The organism is Nonomuraea sp. NPDC001699 (genome assembly GCF_053596455.1).
In genome coordinates, this window is record NZ_JBSFGF010000019.1 from 1 (window position 1) to 24,680 (window position 24,680).

19 protein-coding genes are annotated in these 24,680 nt (G+C 71.9%); 7 read left to right on the forward strand and 12 right to left on the reverse strand.

The genetic code is table 11. The features are described 5' to 3' along the window. Positions 1–2,048: M28 family peptidase (locus tag ACWCSU_RS38625; protein WP_449941803.1), on the forward strand; the 2,048-nt coding region annotated here is incomplete at its 5' end. On the opposite strand, the gene ACWCSU_RS38630 is transcribed toward ACWCSU_RS38625, so the two are convergent. Together ACWCSU_RS38630 and ACWCSU_RS38635 are read right to left on the reverse strand one after the other, a co-directional pair. After that, complete coding sequence (locus tag ACWCSU_RS38630; protein ID WP_449941805.1) at positions 2,045–4,948, reverse strand: helix-turn-helix transcriptional regulator; 2,904 nt, start codon at positions 4,946–4,948, stop codon at positions 2,045–2,047. The two genes, ACWCSU_RS38625 and ACWCSU_RS38630, sit on opposite strands and share 4 nt — an antisense overlap. A gap of 162 nt (positions 4,949–5,110) precedes the next feature. Then, positions 5,111–6,640: an MDR family MFS transporter gene (locus ACWCSU_RS38635; RefSeq protein WP_449941941.1), complete on the reverse strand. Its 1,530-nt coding sequence runs from the start codon at positions 6,638–6,640 to the stop codon at positions 5,111–5,113. 143 nt (positions 6,641–6,783) lie between these two features. On the opposite strand from ACWCSU_RS38635, the gene ACWCSU_RS38640 reads away from it, so the two are divergent. Then, positions 6,784–7,362 (forward strand): TetR/AcrR family transcriptional regulator, encoded by a 579-nt coding sequence (locus ACWCSU_RS38640; RefSeq protein WP_449941807.1) that lies wholly within the window; start codon positions 6,784–6,786, stop codon positions 7,360–7,362. 78 nt (positions 7,363–7,440) lie between these two features. Here the strand turns inward: ACWCSU_RS38640 and ACWCSU_RS38645 are convergent, their stop codons facing one another. After that, positions 7,441–9,000 (reverse strand): cellulase family glycosylhydrolase, encoded by a 1,560-nt coding sequence (locus ACWCSU_RS38645; protein ID WP_449941809.1) that lies wholly within the window; start codon positions 8,998–9,000, stop codon positions 7,441–7,443. 197 nt (positions 9,001–9,197) lie between these two features. Between ACWCSU_RS38645 and ACWCSU_RS38650 the strand changes: the two genes are divergently transcribed. Beyond that, on the forward strand, positions 9,198–9,917 hold the full coding sequence (locus ACWCSU_RS38650; protein WP_449941811.1) for a hypothetical protein: 720 nt from the start codon (positions 9,198–9,200) through the stop codon (positions 9,915–9,917). Between the two features lie 14 nt (positions 9,918–9,931). Here the strand turns inward: ACWCSU_RS38650 and ACWCSU_RS38655 are convergent, their stop codons facing one another. From ACWCSU_RS38655 to ACWCSU_RS38665, 3 genes are read right to left on the reverse strand one after another with little or no spacing between them, the layout of a single operon-like run. Beyond that, the gene (locus tag ACWCSU_RS38655; RefSeq protein WP_357706877.1) at positions 9,932–10,681 is read right to left on the reverse strand and encodes a sulfite exporter TauE/SafE family protein; all 750 of its coding nucleotides are present in this window, start codon (positions 10,679–10,681) and stop codon (positions 9,932–9,934) included. A 51-nt stretch (positions 10,682–10,732) separates the two neighbouring features. After that, positions 10,733–11,686, reverse strand: coding sequence for an NAD-dependent epimerase/dehydratase family protein (locus ACWCSU_RS38660; protein ID WP_357706876.1), 954 nt, complete (start codon positions 11,684–11,686; stop codon positions 10,733–10,735). Between the two features lie 19 nt (positions 11,687–11,705). Then, positions 11,706–13,223 (reverse strand): FAD-dependent monooxygenase, encoded by a 1,518-nt coding sequence (locus ACWCSU_RS38665; protein ID WP_449941813.1) that lies wholly within the window; start codon positions 13,221–13,223, stop codon positions 11,706–11,708. 141 nt (positions 13,224–13,364) lie between these two features. Between ACWCSU_RS38665 and ACWCSU_RS38670 the strand changes: the two genes are divergently transcribed. Next, positions 13,365–14,561, forward strand: coding sequence for a cytochrome P450 (locus ACWCSU_RS38670; protein WP_357706874.1), 1,197 nt, complete (start codon positions 13,365–13,367; stop codon positions 14,559–14,561). A gap of 48 nt (positions 14,562–14,609) precedes the next feature. Continuing rightward, positions 14,610–17,801, forward strand: a complete 3,192-nt coding sequence (locus ACWCSU_RS38675) for an ATP-binding protein (RefSeq protein WP_449941815.1) — start codon at positions 14,610–14,612, stop codon at positions 17,799–17,801. 73 nt (positions 17,802–17,874) lie between these two features. Here ACWCSU_RS38675 and ACWCSU_RS38680 read toward each other — a convergent pair whose 3' ends face one another. Beyond that, positions 17,875–18,336: a hypothetical protein gene (locus ACWCSU_RS38680; protein ID WP_449941817.1), complete on the reverse strand. Its 462-nt coding sequence runs from the start codon at positions 18,334–18,336 to the stop codon at positions 17,875–17,877. Between the two features lie 652 nt (positions 18,337–18,988). Here ACWCSU_RS38680 and ACWCSU_RS38685 point away from each other — a divergent pair. Then, positions 18,989–19,636 carry a hypothetical protein gene (locus ACWCSU_RS38685; protein ID WP_357706871.1) on the forward strand — a complete coding sequence of 216 codons (648 nt, stop codon included), beginning with the start codon at positions 18,989–18,991 and terminating at the stop codon, positions 19,634–19,636. Positions 19,637–19,726: 90 nt separating this feature from the next. On the opposite strand, the gene ACWCSU_RS38690 is transcribed toward ACWCSU_RS38685, so the two are convergent. The 4 genes from ACWCSU_RS38690 to ACWCSU_RS38705 all read right to left on the reverse strand — a co-directional run bounded on the left by ACWCSU_RS38690 (position 19,727) and on the right by ACWCSU_RS38705 (position 22,965). Then, positions 19,727–20,569, reverse strand: coding sequence for an ABC transporter permease (locus ACWCSU_RS38690; RefSeq protein ID WP_364099615.1), 843 nt, complete (start codon positions 20,567–20,569; stop codon positions 19,727–19,729). Continuing rightward, positions 20,566–21,582 (reverse strand): ATP-binding cassette domain-containing protein, encoded by a 1,017-nt coding sequence (locus ACWCSU_RS38695; RefSeq protein ID WP_357706869.1) that lies wholly within the window; start codon positions 21,580–21,582, stop codon positions 20,566–20,568. The genes ACWCSU_RS38690 and ACWCSU_RS38695 overlap by 4 nt, the downstream gene beginning before the upstream one ends. Before the next feature lie 11 nt (positions 21,583–21,593). Beyond that, the gene (locus ACWCSU_RS38700; protein WP_357706868.1) at positions 21,594–22,193 is read right to left on the reverse strand and encodes an NADPH-dependent FMN reductase; all 600 of its coding nucleotides are present in this window, start codon (positions 22,191–22,193) and stop codon (positions 21,594–21,596) included. A gap of 88 nt (positions 22,194–22,281) precedes the next feature. Continuing rightward, positions 22,282–22,965, reverse strand: coding sequence for a response regulator transcription factor (locus tag ACWCSU_RS38705; protein ID WP_449941820.1), 684 nt, complete (start codon positions 22,963–22,965; stop codon positions 22,282–22,284). A 223-nt stretch (positions 22,966–23,188) separates the two neighbouring features. Between ACWCSU_RS38705 and ACWCSU_RS38710 the strand changes: the two genes are divergently transcribed. Continuing rightward, positions 23,189–24,028, forward strand: a complete 840-nt coding sequence (locus tag ACWCSU_RS38710) for an NmrA family NAD(P)-binding protein (protein WP_364099603.1) — start codon at positions 23,189–23,191, stop codon at positions 24,026–24,028. Positions 24,029–24,045: 17 nt separating this feature from the next. Here ACWCSU_RS38710 and ACWCSU_RS38715 read toward each other — a convergent pair whose 3' ends face one another. Continuing rightward, complete coding sequence (locus ACWCSU_RS38715) at positions 24,046–24,612, reverse strand: hypothetical protein (RefSeq protein WP_449941822.1); 567 nt, start codon at positions 24,610–24,612, stop codon at positions 24,046–24,048. Positions 24,613–24,680 lie beyond the last annotated feature (68 nt).

The following is a 24,680-nucleotide window of genomic DNA, read 5'->3' on the forward strand; positions in this document are numbered from 1 at the left end:
CCTCCTCGGTGACCGGCGTCAGCATCCAGAAGGCCGGCAAGATCTACATGGGCGCCCTCAACCGCAAGACGTCCTCCTGGCGTTACACCAACATCAGGGCGGCCTCGGTGGCCGCGGCCATCGAGCTGTACGGCGCCAACAGCGCCGAGTGCAACAGCACCAAGGCGGCCTGGAGCGCGGTGAGCGTCACCGCGGCCTCCGGCGAGCCGGCCTGCGGCACCGCCGGCCCCGACTTCTCGCTGACACTCAGCTCCTCCTCCGGCAGCGCCCAGCCGGGCGGGACCGCCTCCACCACGGTCAACACCCAGACCACCTCGGGCAGCGCCCAGACGGTCAACCTGACCGCTTCCGGCCTCCCCAGCGGCACCACGGCCAGCTTCAACCCGGCGTCGGTGACCTCCGGCAACTCCTCGACGCTGACGCTGTCGGTCGGCGCGTCCACCGCGCAGGGCACCTACCCGATCACCATCACGGGCACCGGCTCGACCACGCACACCGCGACGTACACCCTGACGGTCGGCGGCGGCCCCGGCGGCCAGGACCCGCCTGACGTCAGTGTCACCAACATCAAGACGCACCTGGCGCAGCTCCAGAGCATCGCCACCGCGAACGGCGGCAACCGCAGGTCCACCGGCCAGGGCTACCTCCAGTCGGTCTCCTACGTCGAGCAGAAGCTCCAGGCGGCCGGGTACACCGTGACCCGCCAGACCTGCAGCGTCTCCTACTGCACCAGCGGCGCGGGCCCGAACCTGATCGCCGACTGGCCCGGCGGCGACGCCAACCAGGTCATCATGTCCGGCGCCCACCTGGACAGCGTGTCCGCGGGACCGGGCATCAACGACAACGGCTCCGGCTCGTCCACCCTGCTTGAGGTCGCGCTGACCCTGGCCCAGAAGAACCCCACGCTCACCAAGCACGTGCGGTTCGGCTGGTGGACCGACGAGGAGCAGGGCCTCAACGGCTCCGAGGCGTACGTCGCCTCGCTGAGCTCGGCCGACCGCTCGAAGATCAAGGTCTACTACAACTACGACATGGTCGGCTCGCCCAACGGTGGTTACTTCATCAACAACATCACCACCACGGGCGCGTCCTACCTGAAGGAGTTCTACGACAAGCTGAACCTGCAGCCGGAGGAGAACACCGAGGGCGCCAACCGCTCCGACGACGCCTCCTTCCGCAACGCCGGCATCGCCAGCTCGGGCGTGGCGGCGGGCGCGAGCGCCATCAAGACCTCGGCGCAGGCGACCAAGTGGGGCGGCACGGCCAACAGGGCCTACGACTCCTGCTACCACTCCTCCTGCGACACCACCTCCAACATCAACGACACCGTTCTCGACCGGGCGGCCGACGCCGCGGCGTACGCCATCTGGAAGCAGGCGGTCGGCGGCACCACGCAGCCGCGTGACTTCTCGCTCTCCGCCAACCCCGGCTCGGGCACGGTGCAGGCCGGCTCCACCGCCACCACGACGATCGGCTCGACCACCACGAACGGGACCGCCCAGACGGTGAACCTGTCCGCGAGCGGCCTGCCGACCGGCGCCACGGCCTCGTTCAACCCGGCCAGCATCACGTCGGGCGGCTCGTCCAGCCTGTCGATCGCGACCTCGCCCACCACCCCGGCGGGCGCCTACCCGATCACCGTGACCGGCACGGGCGAGACGATCAACCACACCACGACGTACACGCTGACCGTCCAGGGCACCTCGGGCGGCCGGACGTTCACCAACGACACCGACTACCAGATCAGGGACTACGCCAACACCCAGAGCTCGATCACGTCCACGGCGTCGGGCACCGCGGCCTCCCCGGTCAAGGTGTCCATCACGATCAGCCACACCTGCGCCGAGGACCTCGACATCTGGCTCCGCGGCCCCAACGGCACCTGGTACGTGGTCGACGCCTACGGCGGCACCACCTGCACGCAGTACGGCACCAGGACCTTCTCGGTCCCGGTCAGCCAGCAGGCGGCCGGCACCTGGACCCTCGACATCGAGGACGTCTACCTCGGTGACACCGGTTTCCTGGACTCCTGGAGCATCACGGTCTAACCGTCGGACTCAGGGGCAGGGGGCCCCGGCCGGTCATCCGGCCGGGGCTCCTTCACGTCGTTGCGGGTTCGCACGCCGAGCTTCTGCAGCACCCGCGCGACGTGCGTGTCCACCGTCCGCCGCGACAGGAACAGCACCTCGGCGATCTCCCTGTTCGTCCGGCCCAGCGCGACCAGCCGGGCCACCTCGGCCTCGCGCGGCGACAACACCCCGCTGCGGCCCTTCCTGCCCCTGCGCGGCGCGCTGCCCGGCCCGATCTCGCGCAGCAGGTGGCGGCAGCGGGCGGCGTCGTGGGTCGCGCCGAGGCCGGCGTACCGTTCGCAGGCGTCCGCGATCAGGTCCGCGGCGCGGGCCCGGTCGCCCGTCGCCAGCCGGGCCGCCGCCTCGGACTCGGCCGTCCTGGCCACGCTGTACGGCCTGGGCATCGCCTCGTACGCCGCCCGCGCCCTGGCGAAACACCGGGCCGCCTCCTCGTACGCGCCCCGGTCCAGGGCCAGCGAGCCGGTCGCCGCGTCGAGGCCGGCGTGCGCGGAGGGGGCGTCCCGGCCCTCGATGCCCGCCGCGAACTCGGCCACCAGCTCCTCCGCCTCCTCCGCCCGTCCGGCCTTCAGCAGCGCGGCCACGGCCGGCGGCACGAGCTGGTCGCCCCACACCCACATGCCCTTGCGCCGCAGCCTGGCCACCCCCCGTTCGGCCTCGGCCAGCGCCTCGTGCGGGCAGTCGCGGGTCAGGTGCAGCTCGATCAGGCCGCCCGAGGCCACGGCGGCGACCGGCAGGAACCCCGACTCCAGGTCGTTGACCCCCGTCGCCATCAGGTGCTCGGCGGCCTCCTCCCACTCGCCCCTGGCCAGGGCCAGCACGCCCAGCGCCAGCCGGGCGTCCACGGCCAGCAGCGGCGCCTCGGCCGTCATCTCGACCGCCGCGACCGCCCGCTCCCGCAGGCCCTCCCAGCGGCCGGTCAGCAGGGCGAGCCGGATCGAGGACATCTCCACCAGGAACACCGGGTACTGCGCGCCCGTCTCCTCGGCGATGCGCCTGCTCTGGTCGGCGAAGCGCTCGGCCGTCGCGTAGTGGCCGAGCGCGATGGCCGCGTCGAACAGGTTGGCGTAACCGCGGGCGACCTGCCTGCGCACCGCCGTGGACGGGTCGTTCGCGGGCAGCGTCGCGGCCAGGTCGAAGGCGTCCGCCGAGCCCAGCATCATGGCCAGGCTGATCTTGTTGGCGTGCACGGCGGCGGTGAGCTCGGGATCCTGGTGCTCGACGGTGGCCAGCAGCTTCTCCGCCTGGTTCATCCACTCCTCGTGGGCGGCCAGCGGCTCGTCGCCCCAGGCGGGCATCGCCAGCAGCGCCAGTCCGCGCGCGGCCAGGCTCGGCCGGTCGTGCAGGTCGGGGAGGGCGAGCAGGATCTCCTGGCGGCCCGCGGCGACCACGCCGGCCTGGTTGGACAGCAGCACGCCCAGGTTGAGCCGGGCCTCGCCGCGTACGTGCCGGGACAGGAAGTCCTCGGCCAGCAGGTGGCGCAGCGAGCGCACCACCCGCCGGTAGGACAGCCCGATCGCGGCCACCCTGCTGAGCCGCAGCGCGAGCGGGCCGCGGGCGTCGTGCGGGAGTTTCGGGTCGGCCAGCATGCCGGCCAGCACCTCGACGGCGAGCGGGATGTCGCCCATGGCGGCGGCGTGGTCGGCCGCCGCCGGGCCGTGCCGCTGCCAGGACTCGAAGTCGCCCGCGCGCCGAGCGTGGTAGGCGAGCTGGACGAGCGGCGGCGGGGCGAGGGCCGACAGCGCGCTCACCGCCCGCTGGTGGGTGAGCCGCCGGTCGGGGCCGGGGATCGCGTCGTAGACGGCCTGCTGGGCGAGGGCGTGGCGGAAGCCGTACTGGCCGTCGTGCTGTTCGAGCAGGACGCCGGCCTTCAGCGCCTGGCTCAGCCCGTCGCCCAGCGGGTGGCCGGAGACGGCGGCGATGAGCTGCTCGTCGGCGGGCAGCCCGAGCACGGCGGCGGCGTGCACGGCGTGCAGCGCGGCCGGTGAGAGCCCGGTGAGCTGTTCGGCCATCGCCTCGCGCAGCAGCAGCGGGACGGCCATGCGCTCCAGGACCTCAGGCTCCTCCTCGCCGCCGAGTAACTGGCCCTCGTCGTCGAGCAACGAGCGCACCACCTCCTCGATCACGAACGGCACCCCCGCCGTGCGGTCGCGCAGCTTCGTGACGAACTCGGAGGTCAGCGTCGAACGGCCGAGCAACGCCCCGGTCAGGCTGCGCACCCCTTCGACGTCGAGCGGCGACAGCGAGATCACCTCGCTGCGCACCCCCGGCGGACGCCGGTACGCGCGCCCGAACGGCAGCCCCGGCACCGGCAGCCCCTCCCGGCGGAACGTCACCACCAGCGCGAGCCCCGCCGGCGGCTGGTCGGTGAGGAAGCGCAGCAGGTCACGGGTGCCGTCGTCGGCCCAGTGGAGATCCTCGATCACCAGCACCGCGGGGCCCGCCGCGGCCAGCAGCGCGTGCACTGCGCGGAACAGGCGGTGGCGCTCGGCGCGGGGGTCGTCCAGGGGCGGCGGGGACGGCGCCGGCGGCAGATGCCCGGCCAGTTCCGGCAGGTATCCGCGCAGGGCGCCGGTGACCGGGTTGAGCGTGCCGGTCTCCGGCAGCGCCCCCGCGACGTGCCGCAGGGCGTCGAACACCGGGCCGTACGGGAACGGCTCGCGGATCTGGTGGCAATGGCCGATCAGGACGGTGCGTTCGCCGTCGGGCAACTGGTCGAGCGCGGCTCGGACCAGCCGGGTCTTTCCGATGCCCGCCTCGCCCTGCACGAGGATGACGGCCGGAGGGCCGGTGATGGCGTCGGTGAGTGAGCGTAACTGAACGTCACGCCCGATCAACCCAGGAGAAGCCAGGCTTGTCATCGGGGTCTCCGTAACAGTGCAGGTTTACTCCCCCTGTCGGAATACTGTTATCCATCACAGGTCATCGCGGGTCAACCCTCTGTTTTCCGGTCAAATGACATGCCCTTGGTGGCGCCGGTGGTCCCGGCGCCCTCCACCGCCCTGACCCGCGCGGGCGGCGCCTCAGGGGGCGACGGGGGTCTTGCCGTCGCTCGCCGGGGCGGGTTCGGCCAGGTCCACGCTGTCGCGGAGCTTGGTCGGCTTGAGGAACAGGGTGGCGATCACGCCGACCACGGCGATGCCCGCCGAGATCAGGAAGATGTGCCCGGTGGCGTCCCCGTACGCGGCCCGGACGATGCCCTTGAACGGCTCCGGCAGCGCCGCGATGTTCAGCGTGCTCTTGCCGCCCGCGGCCGCCTTGGCCGGGTCGATGCCCGCCTTGGCCAGCCCTTCGGCGATGCCCGTCGCGACCCGGTTGGCCAGCACCGCGCCGAGCACCGACACGCCCACCGTGCCGCCCAGCGAGCGGAAGAACGTCACGGCCCCGCTGGCCGCGCCCAGTTCCCGCAGCGGCACGGTGTTCTGGATCGCGAGGACGAGGTTCTGCATCGACATGCCGACGCCCGCGCCGACCAGCACCATCGCGCCGGCGATGAGCACGAGCGAGGTCTCGTGGTCCATCAGGGACAGCACCAGGAACCCGACGGTCAGCACGATCGACCCGGTCACGATGTACGGCTTGACGTTCCCGCTCCTCGACACCATGCGCCCGGAGATCGCCGAGGACAGCAGCACGCCGAGCATCATCGGGATCGTCAGCAGGCCCGCCTCGGTCGGGCTGTAGCCGCGGCCGATCTGGAAGTACTGGCCGAGGAAGACCGAGCCGCCGAACATCGCCATGCCCACCGCGAGGCTCGCCAGGATGGCCAGCGCCGGGGTACGGCGGCGGATGACGTGCAGCGGCACGACCGGCTCCTTGACCGCGGTCTCCACCCAGGTCGCGATCGCCAGGACGGCGACGCCGCCGAGCACCATCGCGCCGGTCTGCCAGGACAGCCAGTCGAAGGAGTTGCCGACGAAGGTCACCCAGATGAGCAGCACGCTGACGCCGAGCGCGATCAGCGTGGCACCGACGTAGTCGACCTTGACGCCCTCGCGGCGCACGTGGGTCACCCGCAGGGTCTTCTGCAGCAGGAAGAAGGCGATCACGGTGAACGGCGCCGCGACGAAGAAGCACCAGCGCCAGCCGAGCCAGGAGGTGTCCGCGATCAGGCCGCCGAGCAGCGGCCCGGCCACGGTCGCGACGGCCATGACGCCGCCGAGGTAGCCGTTGTACTTGCCCCGGTCCTTCGGGCTGATCATCGCCGCGATGATCACCTGGACCAGGACCTGCAACGCGCCCATGCCCAGGCCCTGGAGGGCGCGGAAGGCGATGAGCTGGGCGGTGTCCTGGGCGAAGCCGCAGGCCACCGAGCTGACCATGAAGATCACGATGGAGATCTGCAACAGGAGCTTCTTGCTGAACAGGTCGGCCAGCTTGCCCCAGATCGGGGTGGAGGCCGTGGACGCCAGCAGCGACGCGGTGATCACCCACGTGTACTGCGACTGCGTGCCGTTCAGCGCGCCGATGATCTGCGGCAGCGCGACCGACACGATCGTGCCGCTGATCATCGCCACGAACAGGACGAGCAGCAGCCCGCTCAGGGCCTCCATGATCTGCCGATGGCTCATCTGACCCGGCGGCGCGGCCGGGACGGTCGGTGCGCTCACGCGCGGCCTCCTCTAAGTTAAAACAATGCCCAATGGGAAAGTTTGCCCGCTGAGCATATATTCTCGAACGGTAGGCTTGGCGCATCATGGACAGCACCGGCGGGCTGCGCGAGCGCAAGAAGGCCGAGACGCGGCAGGCCGTGCACGAGGCGGCCATGCGGCTGGTCGGCGAGCACGGCCTCGACGCCGTCACCGTCGAGACCATCGCCGACGCCGCCAACATCTCGCGCCGCACGTTCTCCAACTACTTCGCCGGCAAGGAGGACGCCGTCCTCTACGGCGAGGAGCAGCGCATCCGCGACCTGGTCGAGAAGGTGCGCGCCCAGCCGGCCGGCCGGACCGCCTGGCAGGCGCTGCGCGGCGCGATCGACGACGTGTTCGACGAGGTGGGCGAGCCGGCGCGGGAGTGGGCCGTACGCGCCCGCCTGGCCAAGCAGCACCCGTCGCTGCTCGCCCGGCAGCTCGCCAACCACGCGGCGCTGGAGCGCGACCTGGCCGAGGCGATCTCCGAGCGGGAGAGCCCGGTGCGTCCCCGGGTCGTGGCGGCCGGGTTCCTCACGGCCCTGCGTCTCGGGTCGCACCTGTGGGTGGACGAGCGCCAGTCGCGCTCGTTGCGGCAGGTCATGGCCGAGATGCTCGACGAGATGTCCCGGCCCTTCACCTGACCGAGCCGCCCCCTTCCGGGGGAAAGCGCCCGCCCGCGTCCCCGGGCGGGGGAACGCGGGCGGGAGGTCGGCGGGAGGTCAGGAGCAGGTGGTGTTCGCGGGGGTGGCCGCCGGGCCGTTGGCGGTGAAGCCGATCGCCACCGACGCCCCCGGCGCCAGGCTTCTCGCCCAGTCGGGCCCCTTGGCGGTCCAGGTCGTGCCCGACACCGTCACCACCGCGTTCCAGGCGTTGTTCAGGGTGACCCCCGAGGGCAGCGTCCAGGTCGCGGTCCAGTTGCCGATCGGGGACGTGCCGGTGTTCTTCACCGTCACCTCGCCCTGGAAGCCGCCCTGCCAGGCGTTGGTCTGCTTGTAGGCGACCGTGCACTGGCCCGGCGGGTTCACCGTCGGCGACGTGGTCGGGTTGCTTCCGCCCCCGGCCGGCGGGATCAGGTACGGCTGCAGGATGTCCTGCTTGGCCTGGTTGATCGTGGTCCAGTCGTCATTGGCGATGCCGCCGGTGTCGCCCGAGTTCGGGTTCCACGACCAGTACGTGAACGACATGCCGTTCACCCCGGTCCCGGTGTACTTCATGAGCTCCTGGAGCCAGACCTTGTCGACGTTCGAGGCCAGCGTGGTGCCGAACTCGCCCATCATGATCGGCGCGATGTTCTGCCTGTACAGGTATCCCCAGTACTTGTCCCAGATGGCGGGCATGTTGGCGGGGTAGTCGGGGGCGTCGAACCAGGTCTGGTGGTAGACCGAGGTCGCGTACTCGTGCGGGGAGTAGACCAGGCGGTTCGCCACGTTGAGCCGTACCGGGTACTGGCCGGCCTTCGACAGGTTGCCGCCCCACCAGCCGCAGTCCTCGTCGTTGCTGGGATCGTTGTCCCAGACGTTCGACAGGCCGCCGCTCGGGCAGCTCACGCCCTCGACGAAGATCAGCCAGTTGGGGTTGACGCCCAGGACCGCGTTGCCCGCCCGTTCGGCCGCCAGGCGCCAGTCGCGGGCCTGGTCGCCGCAGCCCCAGCAGGCGCCGGTCGCGGCGGGGTTGGTGCCCTCGGCGTGCGGCTCGTTGTGCAGGTCGGCGCCGATGACCGTGGGGTTGTTCGCGTAATGCTGGGCCAGGGTCTTCCAGTCGTTGATCCAGGTGCTCTCGGGCGTGGCGCTGACGTACCAGAGCGGGGACTGACCAGCCGCGGTCGGGCGGTGGCGGTCGAGGATGATCCGCATGCCCTTGACGCCCGCGTAGTCCACGACCTTGTCCAGGATCTGCATGGGGGACAGGCCGACCAGGTCGGGGTTGACGTAGTCGTTGATCCCGGTGGCGACGGCCCCCGGCTTGAGCGCGTCGTTCGAGTACGGCACCCGCAGCGTGTTGTAACCCAGCGAGGCCATCTTGTCGATCTGGCCCTTCCAGGGGTTGCTCGACCACAGGCCGTGGAAGGTCTTGTTGTCGGTCTCCATGCCGAACCAGTTGATCCCGGTCAGCCGGACGGTCGCCCCGGTGCTGTCGAGGATCTTGTTGCCGCTGGTGTGCAGGTAGCCGGTCCCTGTGCCGGTCGCCGCGCCCGCCGGGGTGGTGGTCAGCGCGACGGCGACAGCCGCTCCGGCCACCACCGTGGCCAGGGCGGTCAGTGCCGCCTTCGAGGTCTGCATGGGGTGCCCTTTCCAGGAGGGGAACGCGGCGTCATGCTGGGCCGCCGCGTTCGGGCCCGTCAATGCGAGGACGCCCACCAGCCGTCCTGACCTGCGAGAACGTCTGAAACTTTCATGCCGGAGTAGTGCCAGGTGGAGTACGGGTCCTCGCGGCCGCGCCAATGTGCCCGGACGCGTCCGTCACTTGGATGGTGGTCATGACGATCACGCACATCACGGTCCCCGGGCGCTGGGCGGAGGGGACCGGGCTGGTGCTCGGCCCGGCGCTGCTCCTCGCCGGGGTCCTGCTCCGGCTCGGCGCCGACGACTTCTTCCCCGGCCAGCTCGCCGCCTACGCCGCCGACCCGGGCCGCATGGTGCTCTCCTACAGCCTGTACGCCGCGGGCGCCGTGCTGCTGTGGCCCGCGGTGACCGCGCTCGGCCGGGTGATCGGCGCCGCCCACCCGGCCCTGGCCAGGTGGGGCGTGACGCTGGCGGTGCTGGGGTTGTTCGGCAGGGTGTTCCACGCAGGGGTGAGCCATCTGGCCTTCCAGCTGGTGGACGCGCTCGGCCCGGACGCGGCCCAGCGGGTCGTCGCCGGCACCTACGGGGCCTTCCACGTGTTCAAGGCGGTCAACGTCTGCATCATGGGCGGCTGGCTCGTGCTGGCCGTCGGCGCGTTCCGTGCCAGGGCCTTCGGGGCCGGGCCGGTCGGCGTGGCCAGATGCGTCGCGCCGGCGCTGGCGGCCGGGCTGCCGCTCGGCGTGCTCAAGGGCAGCAGCGACCCGATCGCGCTGGCCGCCCTGGCCGGGCTCGCCGTCGCGCTCGTGCCCATGGGCGTCGCGGTGCTGCGGACGGGCCCCGCGCCCCGCTGGTGGGCGCTCGCCCTCACCCTCGCGCTGGTCCCGGTGGCGTTCTTCGTGGGGATGGCGGGCTGACTCCGCTACGCCGGCTAGGCGGTCAGGAGCTTGACGATCGCCACGACCCCGATGCAGACGACCGCGCCGCGCAGCACCGGCGCGGGCAGCCTGCGTCCCACCCGCGCGCCGAGGAACCCGCCGACCGTCGAGCCGAGCGCCACCAGCAGCACGGCCCACCAGTCGACGTCGGCGACCAGCGTGTAGAGGACGGCGGCCGTGGCGTTGACCACGAGCGAGAGCACGTTCTTGGCGGCGTTGACGCGCTGGAGCTCCTCGTCGAGGAAGATGCCGAGCAGGCCGATGAGCAGCACGCCCTGCGCCGCCCCGAAGTAGCCGCCGTACGCCCCGGCGGCCAGCACGCCCAGCCACAACCAGGGCCCGCCGTGCGCCTGCCGCGGGCGGCTGGCCAGCATCCGGCTGATCCTGGGCTGGGCCAGGACCAGCACGCAGGACAGCCCGATCAGCACCGTGACGACACCCGTGAACGTGCGCTCGGGCAGGTTGAGCAGCAGCAGCCCGCCGATCAGCGAACCCAGCGCGGAGGCCGAGGCCAGACGGAGCAGCCGGCCGCGCTGACCCTGGAGCTCGGTGCGGTAGCCGAGGACGCCGGTCACGCCGCCGGGCACCAGGCCGATGTTGTTCGAGACGTTGGCGGTGATCGGCGGCAGGCCGACGGCCAGCAGCGTCGGGAACGTGATCAGCGACCCGGAACCGACGACGGCGTTGATGCCCCCTGCTCCGATGCCGGCCGCGAAGACCGCGGCCATCTCCCAAGGTGTCATGGCGGGTGACTCTAGTGCGTGGGTCCGGTGCGCTCGCTGGTCAGGTGGGGGTCAGCGGGTGAGGGTGCCCGCCGCCACCAGCCAGTCGACCGCCTCCGCGACCGCCTCCAGCGACGTGTGACGGGGACGGTGGCCGAGCAGGCGTCCGGCCTTCTCCATGCTGCAGTGGGGGCTGTGCGCGATGTGGTCGTGGGTGACGCGGGCGTCCCGCTCCGGCACGGTCTCCCGCCACTGCTCCCACGGCAGGTACGACAGCCGCGCCTCCCTGCCGAACCAGCCCGCCACCGCCTCGGCGTAGCCGCGCAGCGTCAGCGCGGTCACGGCCACCGAGTGGAAGCTCTCGCCCCTGGCGGCGGCCGGGTTGTTCAGCGCGTCCACGAACAGCCGGGCGACGTCGTCGGCGTGGACGTGCTGCACGGTCTCCATGCCCAGGTTGGGCAGCCGCACCTCCGCGCCGTCGGCCAGCGCCTGGAACACGGCCGGATCGAGGTTGCCGGCCGGGTTGACCGGGATCCAGCCGGGGCCGGTGATGTGCCCGGGATGGACGACCGTGGCCGGGAATCCCTCCCGCGCGGCCAGGTCGAGCAGGTACGCCTCGATGGCGGCCTTCTGCCGGCCGTACTCGCCGATGGGACGCTTCGGGCGGTCTTCGGTCGTCGGGACGCGGGTGCTCGGGCCGTGCACCCAGATCGTGCCGCAGTGCAGGAACTGCCGGACCCGCCCGGCCAGCGCGCCGGCCAGGTGCCGGGCGCTCGCCTCGGTGAAGCAGATGAGGTCGATGACGACGTCGGCCTCCAGCTCGGCGATCCGCCGTCCGAACGTGCCCTCGGCCTCCTCGCTCTCCCGGTCGGCGACCACGGTGGCGACCCGCTCCCACGCGCCGTGCGGCGTGTACGGCCCCCGCCTGCCCCGGCTGACCGCGACCACGTCGTGCCCCGCGTCCACCAGCCGCGGGACCAGGTAGGTGCCGATGTGCCCGCTCGCCCCGATCACCACTACACGCATGCGCCCACCCTAGACCGGCTCACCCCGTACGTCCGATCGCCAGGTCCAGGGCGTGGGCCGCGTCCCGGCCGGACGACGGGCGCCAGGCCACGTGCTGGTCGGGACGTACGAGCGCCAGCGTGCCCGCCGCGTCCGGCAGGTCCACCTCCCGCAGCGGCACGCCCAGCTCGGCCGCCCGCTCCACCAGCACCTTCGCCTCCGGCGACGACAGGTCGCCCACCAGGCTGAACCCGGGCCCGAGCCGGTCGTAGAGCGACTCGCCGGGAGCGAGCCACCGGTGCGGCAGCCGCTCGCCGCACCCGTCCGCCACCACCGGCGACCCCGCGTACGTGTACCCCAGCACCAGGTCCAGGCTGTGGAACTCGTTGTCCTTGGTCCGCCGCACCGCCTCCGCGACGGCCGGGCGCACCCGCGCGAACTCCGCCTCCGAGCCCATCAGCGCGGGATCGGCCAGTTCGGGCGCGAGCGTGGCCATGTTGGCGGCGGCGGCCTCGATCGTGTCCGCCGCGATCGGCCGCCGTTCGGCCTCGTAGCTGGTCAGCAGGGTGGCGGGCGCCCATCCGTTCAGTACGGCGGCCAGCTTCCAGCCGAGGTTGACCGCGTCCCCGATGCCGGTGTTGAAGCCGTGGCCGCCGTAGGGCGGGTTCTGGTGCGCGGCGTCGCCCGCCAGGAACACCCGGTCGCCGGCGTACCGGTCGGCCAGCAGCATGCGCGCGGTCCACGGGTCGGTGGCCAGGATCTCGACCTCGACGTCGGCCCCGACCAGGTTGCGCACCAGGCGTACGGGGTCGGTGCCCTCGGCCGGGACGCCCTGGGCGATGCACCACCACAGGTCCTCCAGGTCGAGCCGGCCGAGCATGCCGGGCTGGGCCGGGTTCAGCACCCAGTAGTGCACGGCGGGGCCATGGGGGACCAGGTCGGCCAGGCCGGGCGCGCGGAAGACGACGTTGAAGTTGGGCCTGGCGTCCTGCCTGCCCTCGTAGCGGGCGCCGATGGCGGCGCGCGTCACGCTGCGGGCGCCGTCGCAGCCGACGACGTACGCGGCGCGTACCTGACGGGTGTCGCCGTCGGCGGAGGCCAGGTCGGCGGTGACGCCGTCGGCGTCCTCGCGCAGGCCGGTCAACCGCCAGCCGGTGAGCAGCGCGTCACCGGCGGCCTCGCGCAGCACCTCCTCGACGATCGGCTGCGCGACCTGCTGGCCCGGTTCGGCGGCCAGGTCGGAGCCGGTCAGATCGAGTCCGAAGCAGCCGCCGATCCTGGTGATCTCGCGGCCGAGCAGGCCGGTCGTGAACACCGCCTCGTCCGACCAGGAGACCGCGAGCGGCGAACGGGCGCGCAACGTCCCGGCCAGCCCCCACCTGCGCAGCAGCTCCATCGACCGCGCCGACGTGGTCTTGGCGCGCGGACGCAGCCACGACACGCTCTCGCGCGGCTCGACGACCATGCTGCGCACCCCGTGATGGGCCAGCTCCACGGCCGTCGCCAGTCCTACGGGCCCGCCTCCGGCGATCAGTACCGGTATGTCGGTCTGGCGCACACTAGCTCCCATTCGTCACGGTGATCAGCGGCATACTCCAAGCGCCGCGCGTCCCACGTCAAGCTCGGGCCGAAACCGCCGGCCGGATCACCGAACGGAAACGATCTAGAGGACGGCCGCCGGACTTGTTACGGTCGTTGCATGACTGAGTCCTCGGCGGTGCCGCTGCACATGCGGCGGGTGGAGTTCGATCCGGCCCCCGAGCTGGGCGAGGTGCGCGACCAGGAACGGATCAAGCGCATCGACGCCCTCCTCGGCCTGGAGGCGTGGGTGGTGACCCGGTACGCCGACGTCCGCGAGGTCCTCGGCGACGCCGAACGGTTCAAGCTCGCCAGGCAGGGCGCCGCCCGCATGCCGGGAGCACCCGAGCTGAGCGAGGAACAGCTCGCCGAACTGCGCGCGGGCAACCTCCTCGGCCAGGACCCGCCCGAGCACACCCGGCTGCGCAGGATGTTGACGCCCGAGTTCACGATCCGCCGGATGAAGCGGCTGGAACCCCGCATCAGGGACATCGTGAACGAGCACCTCGACGCCATGGAGGCCACAGGCTCCCCGGCCGACCTGGTGTCGTCGTTCGCGCTGCCGATCCCGTCCCTGGTGATCTGCGAGCTGCTCGGCGTCCCGTACGAGGACCGGGCCGACTTCCAGCGGCGCTCCGGGCGCATGCTGGACCTGTCGCTGCCGGTCGAGGAGCGGGTGGCGGCGAACTTCGAGTCGCGGGCGTACATGCGCGACCTGGTCACCCGCATGCGCACCGACCCCGGCGAGGACCTGCTCGGCATGCTCATCCGCGAGCACGGCGACGACCTGACCACCAGCGAGCTCGTCGGCATCGGCAACCTGCTGCTGCTCGCCGGGCACGAGACGACCTCCAACATGCTCTCGCTCGGCACGCTCGCCCTGCTGCGCAACCCCGGCCAGCTCGCCCTGCTGCGCAAGGAGCCCGAGCGCATCGACGCGACGGTCGAGGAACTGCTGCGCTGGCTCAGCATCGTCCACTCCGGCACGATCAAGTTCACGTCCAGGGAGGTCGAGCTGGGCGGCCGGACCATCGGCGCGGGCGAGATGATCCTGTGCTCGCTGCCCGCCGCCAACCGCGACCCCGCCTTCATCGCCGACCCCGACACCCTCGACATCACCCGCGGCGCCCCCGGCCACGTCGCCTTCGGCCACGGCGTCCACCACTGCCTGGGCGCGCCGCTCGCCCGCATGGAGATGAAGATCGCCTTCCCCGCGCTCTTCGAGCGCTTCCCCGGCCTGCGCCCGACCGAGGCCACGCCGGAGTTCCGCTCCTTCAACGTCGTGTACGGCCTGACCGCGCTGGAGGTCGCCTGGTAGCGGCGTCCACGCGATTTTGTCGGTGGCGGCGGATAACGTGCGGGTGTCATGCCAACCGAAGCCAGGCCACACGAGCTGATCGGCAGGGACCACCCCGCCGCGCTGCTGCGTGCCGAGGTCTCGCGGGTGATCGACAGCCACGGCGGCCTGGTCCTCGTCACCGGCGAGGCCGGCATCGGCAAGACCACGCTCGTCACCAGCGCCGCCGCCGAGGCCAGGCGCAGGGGCGCCCTCGTGGTCGGCGGCGCCTGCTGGGACTCCGGCAGCGCCCCCGGCTACTGGCCCTGGGTCCAGGTCATCCGCGCCCTGCGCCGCGCGGCCGCCCCCCAGGAATGGGCCGAGGCCGAGCAGGCGGCCGGGGGCAGCCTGGCCGCCCTCCTCGGCGAGGCGGCGGCGCTCGCCCAGCCGCACATCGACGTCACCGCCGCCGACACCGACCCCGCCTCCGCGTTCCAGATCTACGACGCGGTCACCACCGCCCTGGTGGCGCTCTCGCAGCACCACCCGCTCGTGATCGTCATCGACGACCTCCACGCGGCCGACCCCGCCTCGCTCAGGCTCCTGGAGTTCGCCGCCCGGCAGACCTGGTTTGAGCGCCTGCTCCTCATCGGCACCTACCGCGACGCCGAGGTCGAGCCGGTCGACCACCCGCTGCGCGACCTGCTGTCCCCGCTCGTCGCCAAGGCCACCTCCATCACGCTCACCGGCCTCGACCAGGCCGGGGTGGGCGCGCTCATGGCCCGCACCGCCGGTCACGACCCGCCCGCCGACCTGGTGGCCGAGGTCCACGTGCGCACGGGCGGAAACCCGTTCTTCGTCGAGCAGACCGCCAGGCTGTGGCGCAGCGGCGGTTCGGCCACCGCCGTCGCGCCGGGCGTCCGCGACGCGTTGCTGCGCCGCCTGTCCTTGCTGCCCCGTCCGGTGTCGGAGCTGCTGCCCGCCGCGGCCGTGCTCGGGCGCGAGTTCCACCGCCAGGTGCTGGCCGCCGCCGTGGCCGCCCCCGTCGCACATGTCGACCGCCTCCTCGACCTGGCCGTGATCGCCAAGCTGATGGTGACCAAGGGCGGCGGCCGGTTCGCCTTCGCCCACGACCTGGTCCGCGAGACCCTCTACGACGCCGTCGCCAACGTCCGCGACCTGCACGCGGCGATCGTCCGCGCCCTCGACGGCACCCCCGACCTGGCCCGCCGGATGTTGCCGAGCGACCTGGCCAGGCACGCCTACCTGGCGGGCGACCGCCTCGACCCCGAGCGGGCGATCGACCTCCTCAAGGCCGCCGCCCGCGCCGCCCGCAGCCGGCTCGCCGGTGAGGAGGAGCTCGGCCACCTGCGCCGCGCCCACGAGGTGAGCGCCGCCGCCGGGCCGCGCCGGCGCGTGCTGAGCTGCCTCGACCTCGGCAGAGAGCTGCACCACCGCGGCGAGCGCGACGAGGCCCGCGCCCTGTTCGAGGAGGCCGGCGCCCTTGCCGCCGGCCTCGGCGACCCCGAGCTGACCGCCCGCGTCGCGCTGGTCTTCCGCTCCCACTACGGCCACGACGCCTCGCTCGACCGGCTGCGCCGGGCCCACGCCGACCTCGTAGGCGAGCCGGTCCCCGACGACCGCCTGGCCCTCGACCTGGTCTTCCACCTCGCCGCCCAGGCCCGCCAGGGAGGCGACGACGACGTCCTGGCCTTCAGCCTGTGGGCCCACCACGACATCATCTGGGGCCCCGGCACGGCGGGCGAGCGCGTGGCCCTGACCGACGAGCTGCTCGCCGTCGCCCGGCGCACCTCCGACCGGGAGCTCGAACACTACGCCGGCGCCCTGCGCTGGGTCGCCATGATCGAGGAGGGCGACCCCCGCTACCTCGCCCAGTTCCACGACTACGCGGCCAAGGGCCGCAGCACCGACGACGCCCACCTCAACGTCACCACGTCCGTCGACGCCAGCATCGTCGCCGCGCTCGCGGGCCGCTTCGCCGAGGCCGAGTCGCTGATGACGGGGCTCTCCCTCGACGACAAGAGCCACGACTTCGACGTCATGCTCGACCACCACCGCTGGGCGATGCTCTGGCTCCAGGGCAGGGTGGAGGAGCAGGAAGACACCCTGCGCAGGCTCAGGGCCGGCCGCCATCCCGACCGCGCCCTGCTGGAGGCGCTGACCGCCCTGCAGGCCGGCGACGTCGGCACCGCGCTGCGCCACCACCTGGCCGGCGCGGCGGTCGGGCGCATGACCGAGCCGCTGTGGCTGCGTTTCCAGGCTGAGCTGGCCGCCGCCACCCGCGACCGGGAACTGGCCGCCGGGGCGCGGGCCGCGCTGCTGCCGTACCGGGGGCGGTGGGCGGTGTCCTACTACGGGTGGGACATCAGCGGGCCCTACGACCTGTGGATCGCCGTGCTCGACCTGGCCGAGGAGCGGTGGGAGGAGGCGGCCGAGGGGTTCACCCGGGCCTACCGGTCGGCCGACCGCATGCGGGCCCGCCCGTGGTCGGTCCTGGCCCGCGCCCGCCTGGCCGAAGCCCTCCTGGGCGGCGGCGACCCGGGCCGGGCCCGTCCCCTGCTGGAGGAGGTCCGTCGGGAGGCGGCCGAGCTCGGCATGCACCACGTCCTCGACACCCTCCCGGCGCTGCCCGCGCCCGACGTCCCCCGGCCCGTCGCCGACGACCGTCCCGCGCCTCCCGAGGCCCCCGAACCGGACGAGGGCCTCGGCCCGCCCACGGGCGACTTCCGGAAGGACGGCGAGGTCTGGACCCTCGGGTTCGCCGGGCGGCTGGCCCACATGCCCGACGCCAAGGGCCTGCGCGACCTGCACAACCTGCTCGGCCATCCAGGCGCCGACATCCCCGCCGTGCACCTGCTCGCCCCGGAGGGCGGCGACCTCGTGCTGGCCGCCCGCGGGATGGGCGGCGACGCCGTGCTCGACGAGGAGGCCAAGGCCGGCTACCGCCGCCGCCTGTCCGTCCTCGACGACGAGATCGACCGGGCGGCCGAACGCGGCGACGACGACCGGGCGGCCGAGTACGACCGCGAACGAGCGGCCCTGCTGGAGGAGCTCCGCACGGCCGCCGGGCTGGGCGGCCGCTCCCGCCGCCTGGGCGACGAAGCCGAACGCGCCCGCAAGACGGTGACCGCCAGAATCCGCGACACCCTCCGCAAACTCACCCACACCCACCCCGAACTCGCCACCCACCTCCGCGCCACCATCTCCACCGGCGCCACCTGCCGCTACCAGCCCACCACCCCCATCACCTGGCGCCTGTGACGCCTACGACGGGCCGGCCAAGCAGGATGTCGGGTCGGGGCCCGTTGCCCCACGGTGCAGAGTCTTGGGCTACCTAGTTGCGAGTGATGCTCCAAGTGCCGTCCGCCGTGATGGCGGCATATCGGGTGCCAGGAGGAAGGGCGACACGTCCCCTGTACGTGCCGATCTTGTTGACGAGCAGGTCGGTGTATTGGCCGCGATTGTCGAGCGCCCACACCGCGAAGTTGGACTCCCCGTCGTGACGAAGCGCCAGGCGACGCAGTCCCTTGCTGGCCGTGGTGAGCCGCAGCACGTCCGAACCCGTTCCTTGCGCGTTGATCGGCCAGTGGCGAGCCTTGGCGAGTGGAAGGACCTGCAGGGTCCAAGGGCCGTCGGCGTTCACGCTCATCGACTGGATCTTGTGAAGGCCGCTGACGTTGAACGCGACCGTGCCCTTGTAGTCGCCGATGACGTTCGCGAGGAGATCCACCTGCTTGCCGCTCGTCGTCAGTGTCCATACGGCGAAGTTGCTTTCGCCTTGGTGGGTCAGCTTCACGACGCTGGGCCTGGACGTGACAGGGATGCGGACGACGTCGTCACCTTCGCCTCGAAGGACACCCGAATGCGCAGTGGCCGCCTGCGCGGGGACCGGTGAGACGAGGAGCGCTCCGGCAAGCGCGATAAGGCCGAGGACAACGCGGGAATGTAAACACATCTGTGACTCCTGAGCAGAAGGGTACGGACGCGGTTGGACGCGTGATTCCGCGGAACGGTGCACAGCGCGTACGAAGGCTCTCCGAATCGGCGACGCGAGCTGTGAAGACGTAGCAGGGTGACTCTTGCGGAGCCCGCGTTGACGACCAGCACTCATAGCAGCACGGCTTGTAACGAACCCGCCAGGCGGCACCGATGTGCGGGTACGTCCGGTCATCCTCGTTGGAGTCGCCATGTCGTACCCGTACGGGCCGCCGCAGGGGCCACCGCCGGGTGGCTACCGGCCGCCAGGCCCGCCTCCGCACGGGTATCCGCCCCAGAGTCCTCCTCCAGGAGGCTTTCCGCCATCGGGACCTCCGCCCGGTTACGGGCAGGGGTTCCCGCCGGCGCGTCGGCCGCCGAAAAAGCACACCGGCCTGAAGGTGGCGGCTGGAATCGTAGGCGGCCTGCTCGTCCTCTTGGTGTTCGCGGCGGTCCTGTCGGGGGGACGTCCGGTGGACGGCAGGGAACGGCTCACTGTGGCCGAACAGTCCTCGAGCAGTTCCGCGGGCCAGGCAGAAGCAGGCGCGCCGGTCGAGGAAGAACAACCCAGCCCGTCGCCGTCGCCGACGATGCAACCGCGCACGTATCGCGGAGTCGGCGACAAGGTGGTGAAGGTGGAGGAGACCGAGCACGTCCTGCTGGCGACGCTCACGCACCAGGGATCGGCGAACTTCATCGTGCATCCTCTCGACCCTGGAGGAGCGGAACAGGTGTCCATCGTGAACGAGATCGGCGCGTACCAAGGCACGGTCATCGTGAACGAGGACAACGGCAAGGTGCTTCGCGGCTTCACGATCAAGGCTGACGGGGCATGGACCCTCACGCTCAAACCGATCACGATGGCCCGCCAGTGGACGGGGTCACGTATATCGGGCCGCGGCGACGACGTGCTGCTGTTGTCCCCGGCCAGTTCGGGCCTGAGCACGGTGAAGGCCGATCATTCGGGAAGCAGCAATTTCATCGTGCACTCCTACACAGAAGAGATGCAGAACGGGCTGATCAACGAGATCGGCTCTTACCGTGGCGAGGTGCTGCTGCCGGACGGCACGCTTCTGGTGACGATCCACGCCGACGGCCGGTGGGCATTCACACGATCCTGAAAGGCCGAGTCGCACACCCTTGCCGACGCGGCAGAGCGGGCGCGAAGGGCATCGGATGCCTTCTTCGCGCCCGCTCTTCGAGCGTGCTGGCTACTTGCGGTTGTAGAGGCGCATGGTCAGGGTGCCGAAGACGGCGATGAGGAGGACCGACGCGATCAGGACCCAGGCCAGTTCGGCCATGTCCGGGGTGCCGGCCATCAGGGAGCGGACGGCGGCCACCAGGCGGGTGATCGGGTTGACGTTGACGAAGATCTGTAGCCAGCCGGGCATCGTGGCCGGGTCGACGTAGACGTTGCTCAGGAAGGTCAGGGGGAACAGGACGAGCATGCTCACGCCCATCACCGACTTCTCGCTCCGCATGAGCAGGCCGAACATCGTCCACACCCACGAGAAGGCGAAGGAGAAGCCGAGCAGCAGCACGATCCCGGCCAGCACGCCCGTGACGCCCCCCTGCGGACGGAAGCCCAGGGCCAGGCCGACGGCGAGGATGACCGTCGAGGCCATGGTGTAGCGCAGCACGTCACCGAGGAGGTAGCCCACCATGGTCGAGGGACGCCAGATCGGCAGGGTGCGGAAGCGGTCGAACACCCCCTTCTCGATGTCCTTGTTGACCTCGACCCCGGTGTACATGGTGATCATCACGACGCTGCTGACCATGATTCCCGGAAGCAGGAACTGCAGGTAGTCCGTCGGGGAGCCGGCCAGGGCGCCGCCGAACAGGTACGTGAACATCAGCGTCATCATGAGCGGGAAGGCGGTCACGTCGAAGAGCTGCTCGGGCACGTGCTTGATCTTCAGGATGGCCCGCCAGCCGAACGTGACCGAAGCCGACCAGGCGCTCGGCCGCGGCGGCTTCGCCGCGGGGGCCAGCACGGTGCCGAGCACGTCGGCGGCGGGGGAGTAGGTCGTGGCGGTCTCGGTGGTGGCGGTCATGCTGCGGCCTCCCGGTCGGTGGCGGACTCAGTGGCGGTCTCGGTGGCGGGCCCAGTGGCGGGGTGGTCGGTGAGGGCGAGGAAGACCTCGTCCAGGCTGGGCTGGCCGAGGGAGAAGTCGTCGACGACGATCCCGGCCTCGGCCAGGCGGCCGAGCGCGCGCGAGGCCTGCTCGGCGGCGGCGGCCTCGCGGCCGTTCCCGGCGATGCGGGCGGTGAGCGACACGGGGTCGGCGTCCAGGTAGACGGGCGCGTCGAGGGTCTGGGCCAGCAGCCGTTCCGCTTCGGGACGGGTGCCGGGGTCGCGCAGCCGTACGTGCACCGAGCCGGAGCCGACCGACGACTTCAGCTCGCCCGGCGTGCCCTCGGCGATGACCCTGCCGTGGTCGATGACCGCGATTCGGCCGGCCAGCCGGTCGGCCTCCTCCAGGTACTGGGTGGTGAGCAGCACGGTGGTGCCGTGGGCGACGACGATGCGGACGATGTCCCAGACCTGGTTGCGGCTGCGCGGGTCGAGGCCGGTCGTCGGCTCGTCGAGGAAGAGCAGGTCAGGCGTGTTGAGGATGCTGGCGGCGATATCGATGCGCCGCCGCATGCCGCCCGAGTACGTCTTGACCTGCCGCCCGGCGGCCTCGGTCAGCCCGAACGCCTCCAGGAGCTGCGCCGCCCGGTCTCTGGCGGCCGGCTTGCGGTGGCCGAGGAGGCGGCCGAGCAGGATCAGGTTCTCGGCGCCGGTCATGTCCTCGTCGACGGAGGCGTACTGGCCGGTCAGGCTGACGCGGCTGCGCACGGCGTCGGCCTCGCGCACCACGTCGTGCCCGAACACGGTGGCCTCGCCGCCGTCCGGCCGGAGCAGGGTGGCCAGCATGCGGACGGCGGTGGTCTTGCCCGCGCCATTGGGGCCGAGCACGCCGTAGACGGTGCCGGCCGGCACCTCCAGGTCGAGGCCGTCCACGGCGCGGTTGTCGCCGAAGACCTTGACCAGGCCGGAGGTCTGTATCGCCAGGTCTCGCATGGGTGTTCCTCTCATGAGCAGTACGGCTGGGCGTGCCGGGCGTCCCGCAACGCCCGTCCCCACCAGGTGAGCTGGTCGAGCATGGCCGCGACCGCGCGTACGCGGTCGTCGGTGTCGTACGGTTCGCCGCTCCCGGCCACGTCGTCCCCCAGCAGGTCGAGACCTACCCAGTCGCGCACCGTCACGACGTGCAGGGCGGAGAAGACGGTACGGAGCTGCTCGACCGCGTACAGACCGGACGATCCCGAGCCGTAGGCCACGAAGCCGACCGGCTTGGCCTGCCATTCGTCGTAGGCGTAGTCGATCGCCTGCTTGAGCGAGGCCGGGAAGCTGCGGTTGTACTCGGGAGTGACGACGGCGAAGGCGTCGGCCTCGCCGACGGCCGCGGTGAAGCGGCGCATCGAGGGGCTGCTCTGCTCGGGGTAGCGGCCGGGGAAGGCGTAGTCGGCCAGGTCGACGAGGCTGACCGCCAGGTCGGGACGGTCACGGGCACGGCCGGCGAACCACTTCGCCACCGTCTCGCCCATCCGCCCGACGCGGGTGCTTCCGATGATCACCGCGAGGCGGAGCGGTACGGCGCTCCCGCCGGCGGTGTGCTCTTCGCTCGCCATCGTCCACCTCCCTCGGCCCGTTGCGGGCTCTCACACAGGAGGCGCGAGACGGCCGCCAGAAGGTTGCTAGACGGGATCTAGCGGGCCGTCAGGCGGCGGGTCTGAGCACGTAGCCGACGCCGCGCAGGGTGTGGATCATCGGACGGCGGTCCGCGTCGATCTTCCGGCGCAGGTAGGAGATGTACAGCTCGACGATGTTGCCTTGGCCGGCGAAGTCGTAGGCCCACACCCGGTCGAGGATCTGCGCCTTGCTGAGGGCGCGTCCCGGATGGCGCATGAGCAGCCGCAGCAGCTCGAACTCGGTCGGGGTCAGCCGGATCTCCATGCCGGACCGCCGTACCTGGCGGGTCTCCTGGTCCAGGGTGAGGTCGCCGACGGCCAGCGGGGCGGCCGAGCGGCGCAGCAGGCCGTGCAGCCTGATCACGACCTCGTCCACGCTGAACGGGCGCGTCACGTAGTCGTCGGCGCCCGCGCGCAGCCAGGTCGCCCGGTCGGGCGGGGAGTCCGGCGGGGTCAGGAAGAGCACCGGCACGCCGGGCAGCGCGGCCCGCAGGCGGGGCAGGAGCCGTCCGCCGGTCGTGGCGTCCAGGACGATCGCGCGGGGACGGAAGCCGCGTACCGCCTTGACCGCCTCGCCGCCCCGCAGGCTTCGCACGTCCCAGCGGCGCATCGCGCGGGAGAGGGACTCGCCGAGCGGACGCTCGTCCACGACGAGGACGGCGTACGAGCCGCGCGCGGATCCGGGCGAGACGGTCGAGGCGGTCGGGTGCATGCCGGGAACGATGCCGGACGTGCATGAGGTTTGTCTGAGGACCGCTTGTGAATCGCATGTGAGGTCCTGGGGCAAGCAGAAGGGCCCGGCCGGGGCCGGGCCCTTCTCATCCCTTGAAGCGCGATCACCAATACCGCCGCTACCCGGAATGTGCGGCATATCACCTGAGTGAGTCGGTTCTTTGAATAGACCTTGACTGGGGTCTAGGTTCTAGGCTGCCCTCATGAGCAGAATTCTGGTGACCGGCGCGACCGGCAACGTGGGCAGGCATGTCGTCTCCTCCCTGGCGGAGGCGGGGCACGAGGTGCGGGCGCTGGTCCGCGACCCGGCCAGGGCGGTGCTCCCCGAGGGGGCCGAGCCCGTACGCGGGGATCTGGCGGACTTCGACTCCCTTGGGCCCGCCCTGCACGGCGTGGACGGTGTGTACCTGATGTGGCCCGGCATCCCCGTCGATCCCCGGGTGGTGACGACGGTGGCCGAGCGAGCCGGGCAGGTCGCGTACCTGTCGGCGGACGTGACCGACCTGGAGGACGGCGAGCCGGCCACGATCTACCACCAGGAGATCGAGCGGCTGATCAGGGCGTCCGGGACGCGGTGGACGTTCGTCCGGGCCATCGACTTCGCCACCAACACGCTGGCCTGGGCCGACCAGATCCGGCAGGGCGTGGTGCGGCTCCCGTACGGCAAGGCCGCCAGATCGGTGATCCACGAGCGGGACATCGCGGACGTCGCCGCCCACGTGCTCACCACCCCCGGCCACGACGGCGCCAAGTACCTGATCACCGGCCCCGAGTCGATCACCCAGGAGGAGCTGGCGCGGACCGTCGGCGAGGTGATCGGACGCGAGGTGCGCTGGGAGGACCTGCCGCCGGAGGTCGCCCGCGAGCAGTTGACGGCCGCCTGGGGGAATCCGGCGTTCGTGGAGGCCCGGCTCAGGGCGTGGGAGTCGTTCACGCACACCCCCGAACGCGTGACCGGCACGGTCGAGGAGCTGCTGGGCCGGCCCGCGCGCACGTTCCGCACCTGGGCCCACGACCACGCGACAGACTTCCTCCCCGCCTGACGTGAAACGCCCGGGGGCTACGGGGTCAGGCTCACCGCGGCGATCGTCTCGCCCAGGTCGTCGAGCAGGTCGGCGACCACCGGGCCGGCCCGCAGCCGCCAGGCGAGCGCCTGCAGGCCGTGTCCCGGCACCGGCACCTCCCGCCCGCCCAGCCTGACGGTCTCGACCTCGGCCGACAGCCGCAGCAGCCCGTAGGCCACCCACCGCTTCGGCCGGGGCAGCCAGCGGCCCGCGTTGGTGTCGAAGCGCCCGTTCTCGTCGGTCAGCGCGTGCTCCTTGAGCACCGAGACCCCCTGCCGATGGGCCAGCAGGTCGTCGCTGCGCGCGGCCGACATGCTGTCGCCGGCGCGCAACGCCCAGCGTCCGCGGTGGAGTGACAGCAGCCAGACGTCCACCCAGGACAGGCCGAAGCCGTCCAGGCGGGCGAAGGCGGTCGCCGCGATCCGGTCGCCGACGTACAGGGAGGCAGGGGTGAAGCGGAAGCGTCCGCTCAGGTTGCCGGGCAGGGACCTCGGCAGCCCGTGATCGATGAGTCGCAGGCTCTCGACGGCGGGGTTGTACCCAAAATCATGAGTACGTTCCACTGACTCACCATACACACGGACGGCCCGGATGAGACGCGCGCTTTGTTCCTGATTGATGAATGATGATC

Coding starts and splice junctions, on each gene's coding strand:
- ACWCSU_RS38675 (WP_449941815.1), top strand. CDS start 14,610: ATGCCAACCGAAGCCAGGCCACACGAGCTGATCGGCAGGGACCACCCC.
- ACWCSU_RS38660 (WP_357706876.1), bottom strand. CDS start 11,686: ATGCGTGTAGTGGTGATCGGGGCGAGCGGGCACATCGGCACCTACCTG.
- ACWCSU_RS38705 (WP_449941820.1), bottom strand. CDS start 22,965: ATGCACCCGACCGCCTCGACCGTCTCGCCCGGATCCGCGCGCGGCTCG.
- ACWCSU_RS38670 (WP_357706874.1), top strand. CDS start 13,365: ATGACTGAGTCCTCGGCGGTGCCGCTGCACATGCGGCGGGTGGAGTTC.
- ACWCSU_RS38630 (WP_449941805.1), bottom strand. CDS start 4,948: ATGACAAGCCTGGCTTCTCCTGGGTTGATCGGGCGTGACGTTCAGTTA.
- ACWCSU_RS38635 (WP_449941941.1), bottom strand. CDS start 6,640: ATGGAGGCCCTGAGCGGGCTGCTGCTCGTCCTGTTCGTGGCGATGATC.
- ACWCSU_RS38690 (WP_364099615.1), bottom strand. CDS start 20,569: ATGACCGCCACCACCGAGACCGCCACGACCTACTCCCCCGCCGCCGAC.
- ACWCSU_RS38710 (WP_364099603.1), top strand. CDS start 23,189: ATGAGCAGAATTCTGGTGACCGGCGCGACCGGCAACGTGGGCAGGCAT.
- ACWCSU_RS38650 (WP_449941811.1), top strand. CDS start 9,198: ATGACGATCACGCACATCACGGTCCCCGGGCGCTGGGCGGAGGGGACC.
- ACWCSU_RS38700 (WP_357706868.1), bottom strand. CDS start 22,193: ATGGCGAGCGAAGAGCACACCGCCGGCGGGAGCGCCGTACCGCTCCGC.
- ACWCSU_RS38655 (WP_357706877.1), bottom strand. CDS start 10,681: ATGACACCTTGGGAGATGGCCGCGGTCTTCGCGGCCGGCATCGGAGCA.
- ACWCSU_RS38640 (WP_449941807.1), top strand. CDS start 6,784: ATGGACAGCACCGGCGGGCTGCGCGAGCGCAAGAAGGCCGAGACGCGG.
- ACWCSU_RS38695 (WP_357706869.1), bottom strand. CDS start 21,582: ATGCGAGACCTGGCGATACAGACCTCCGGCCTGGTCAAGGTCTTCGGC.
- ACWCSU_RS38645 (WP_449941809.1), bottom strand. CDS start 9,000: ATGCAGACCTCGAAGGCGGCACTGACCGCCCTGGCCACGGTGGTGGCC.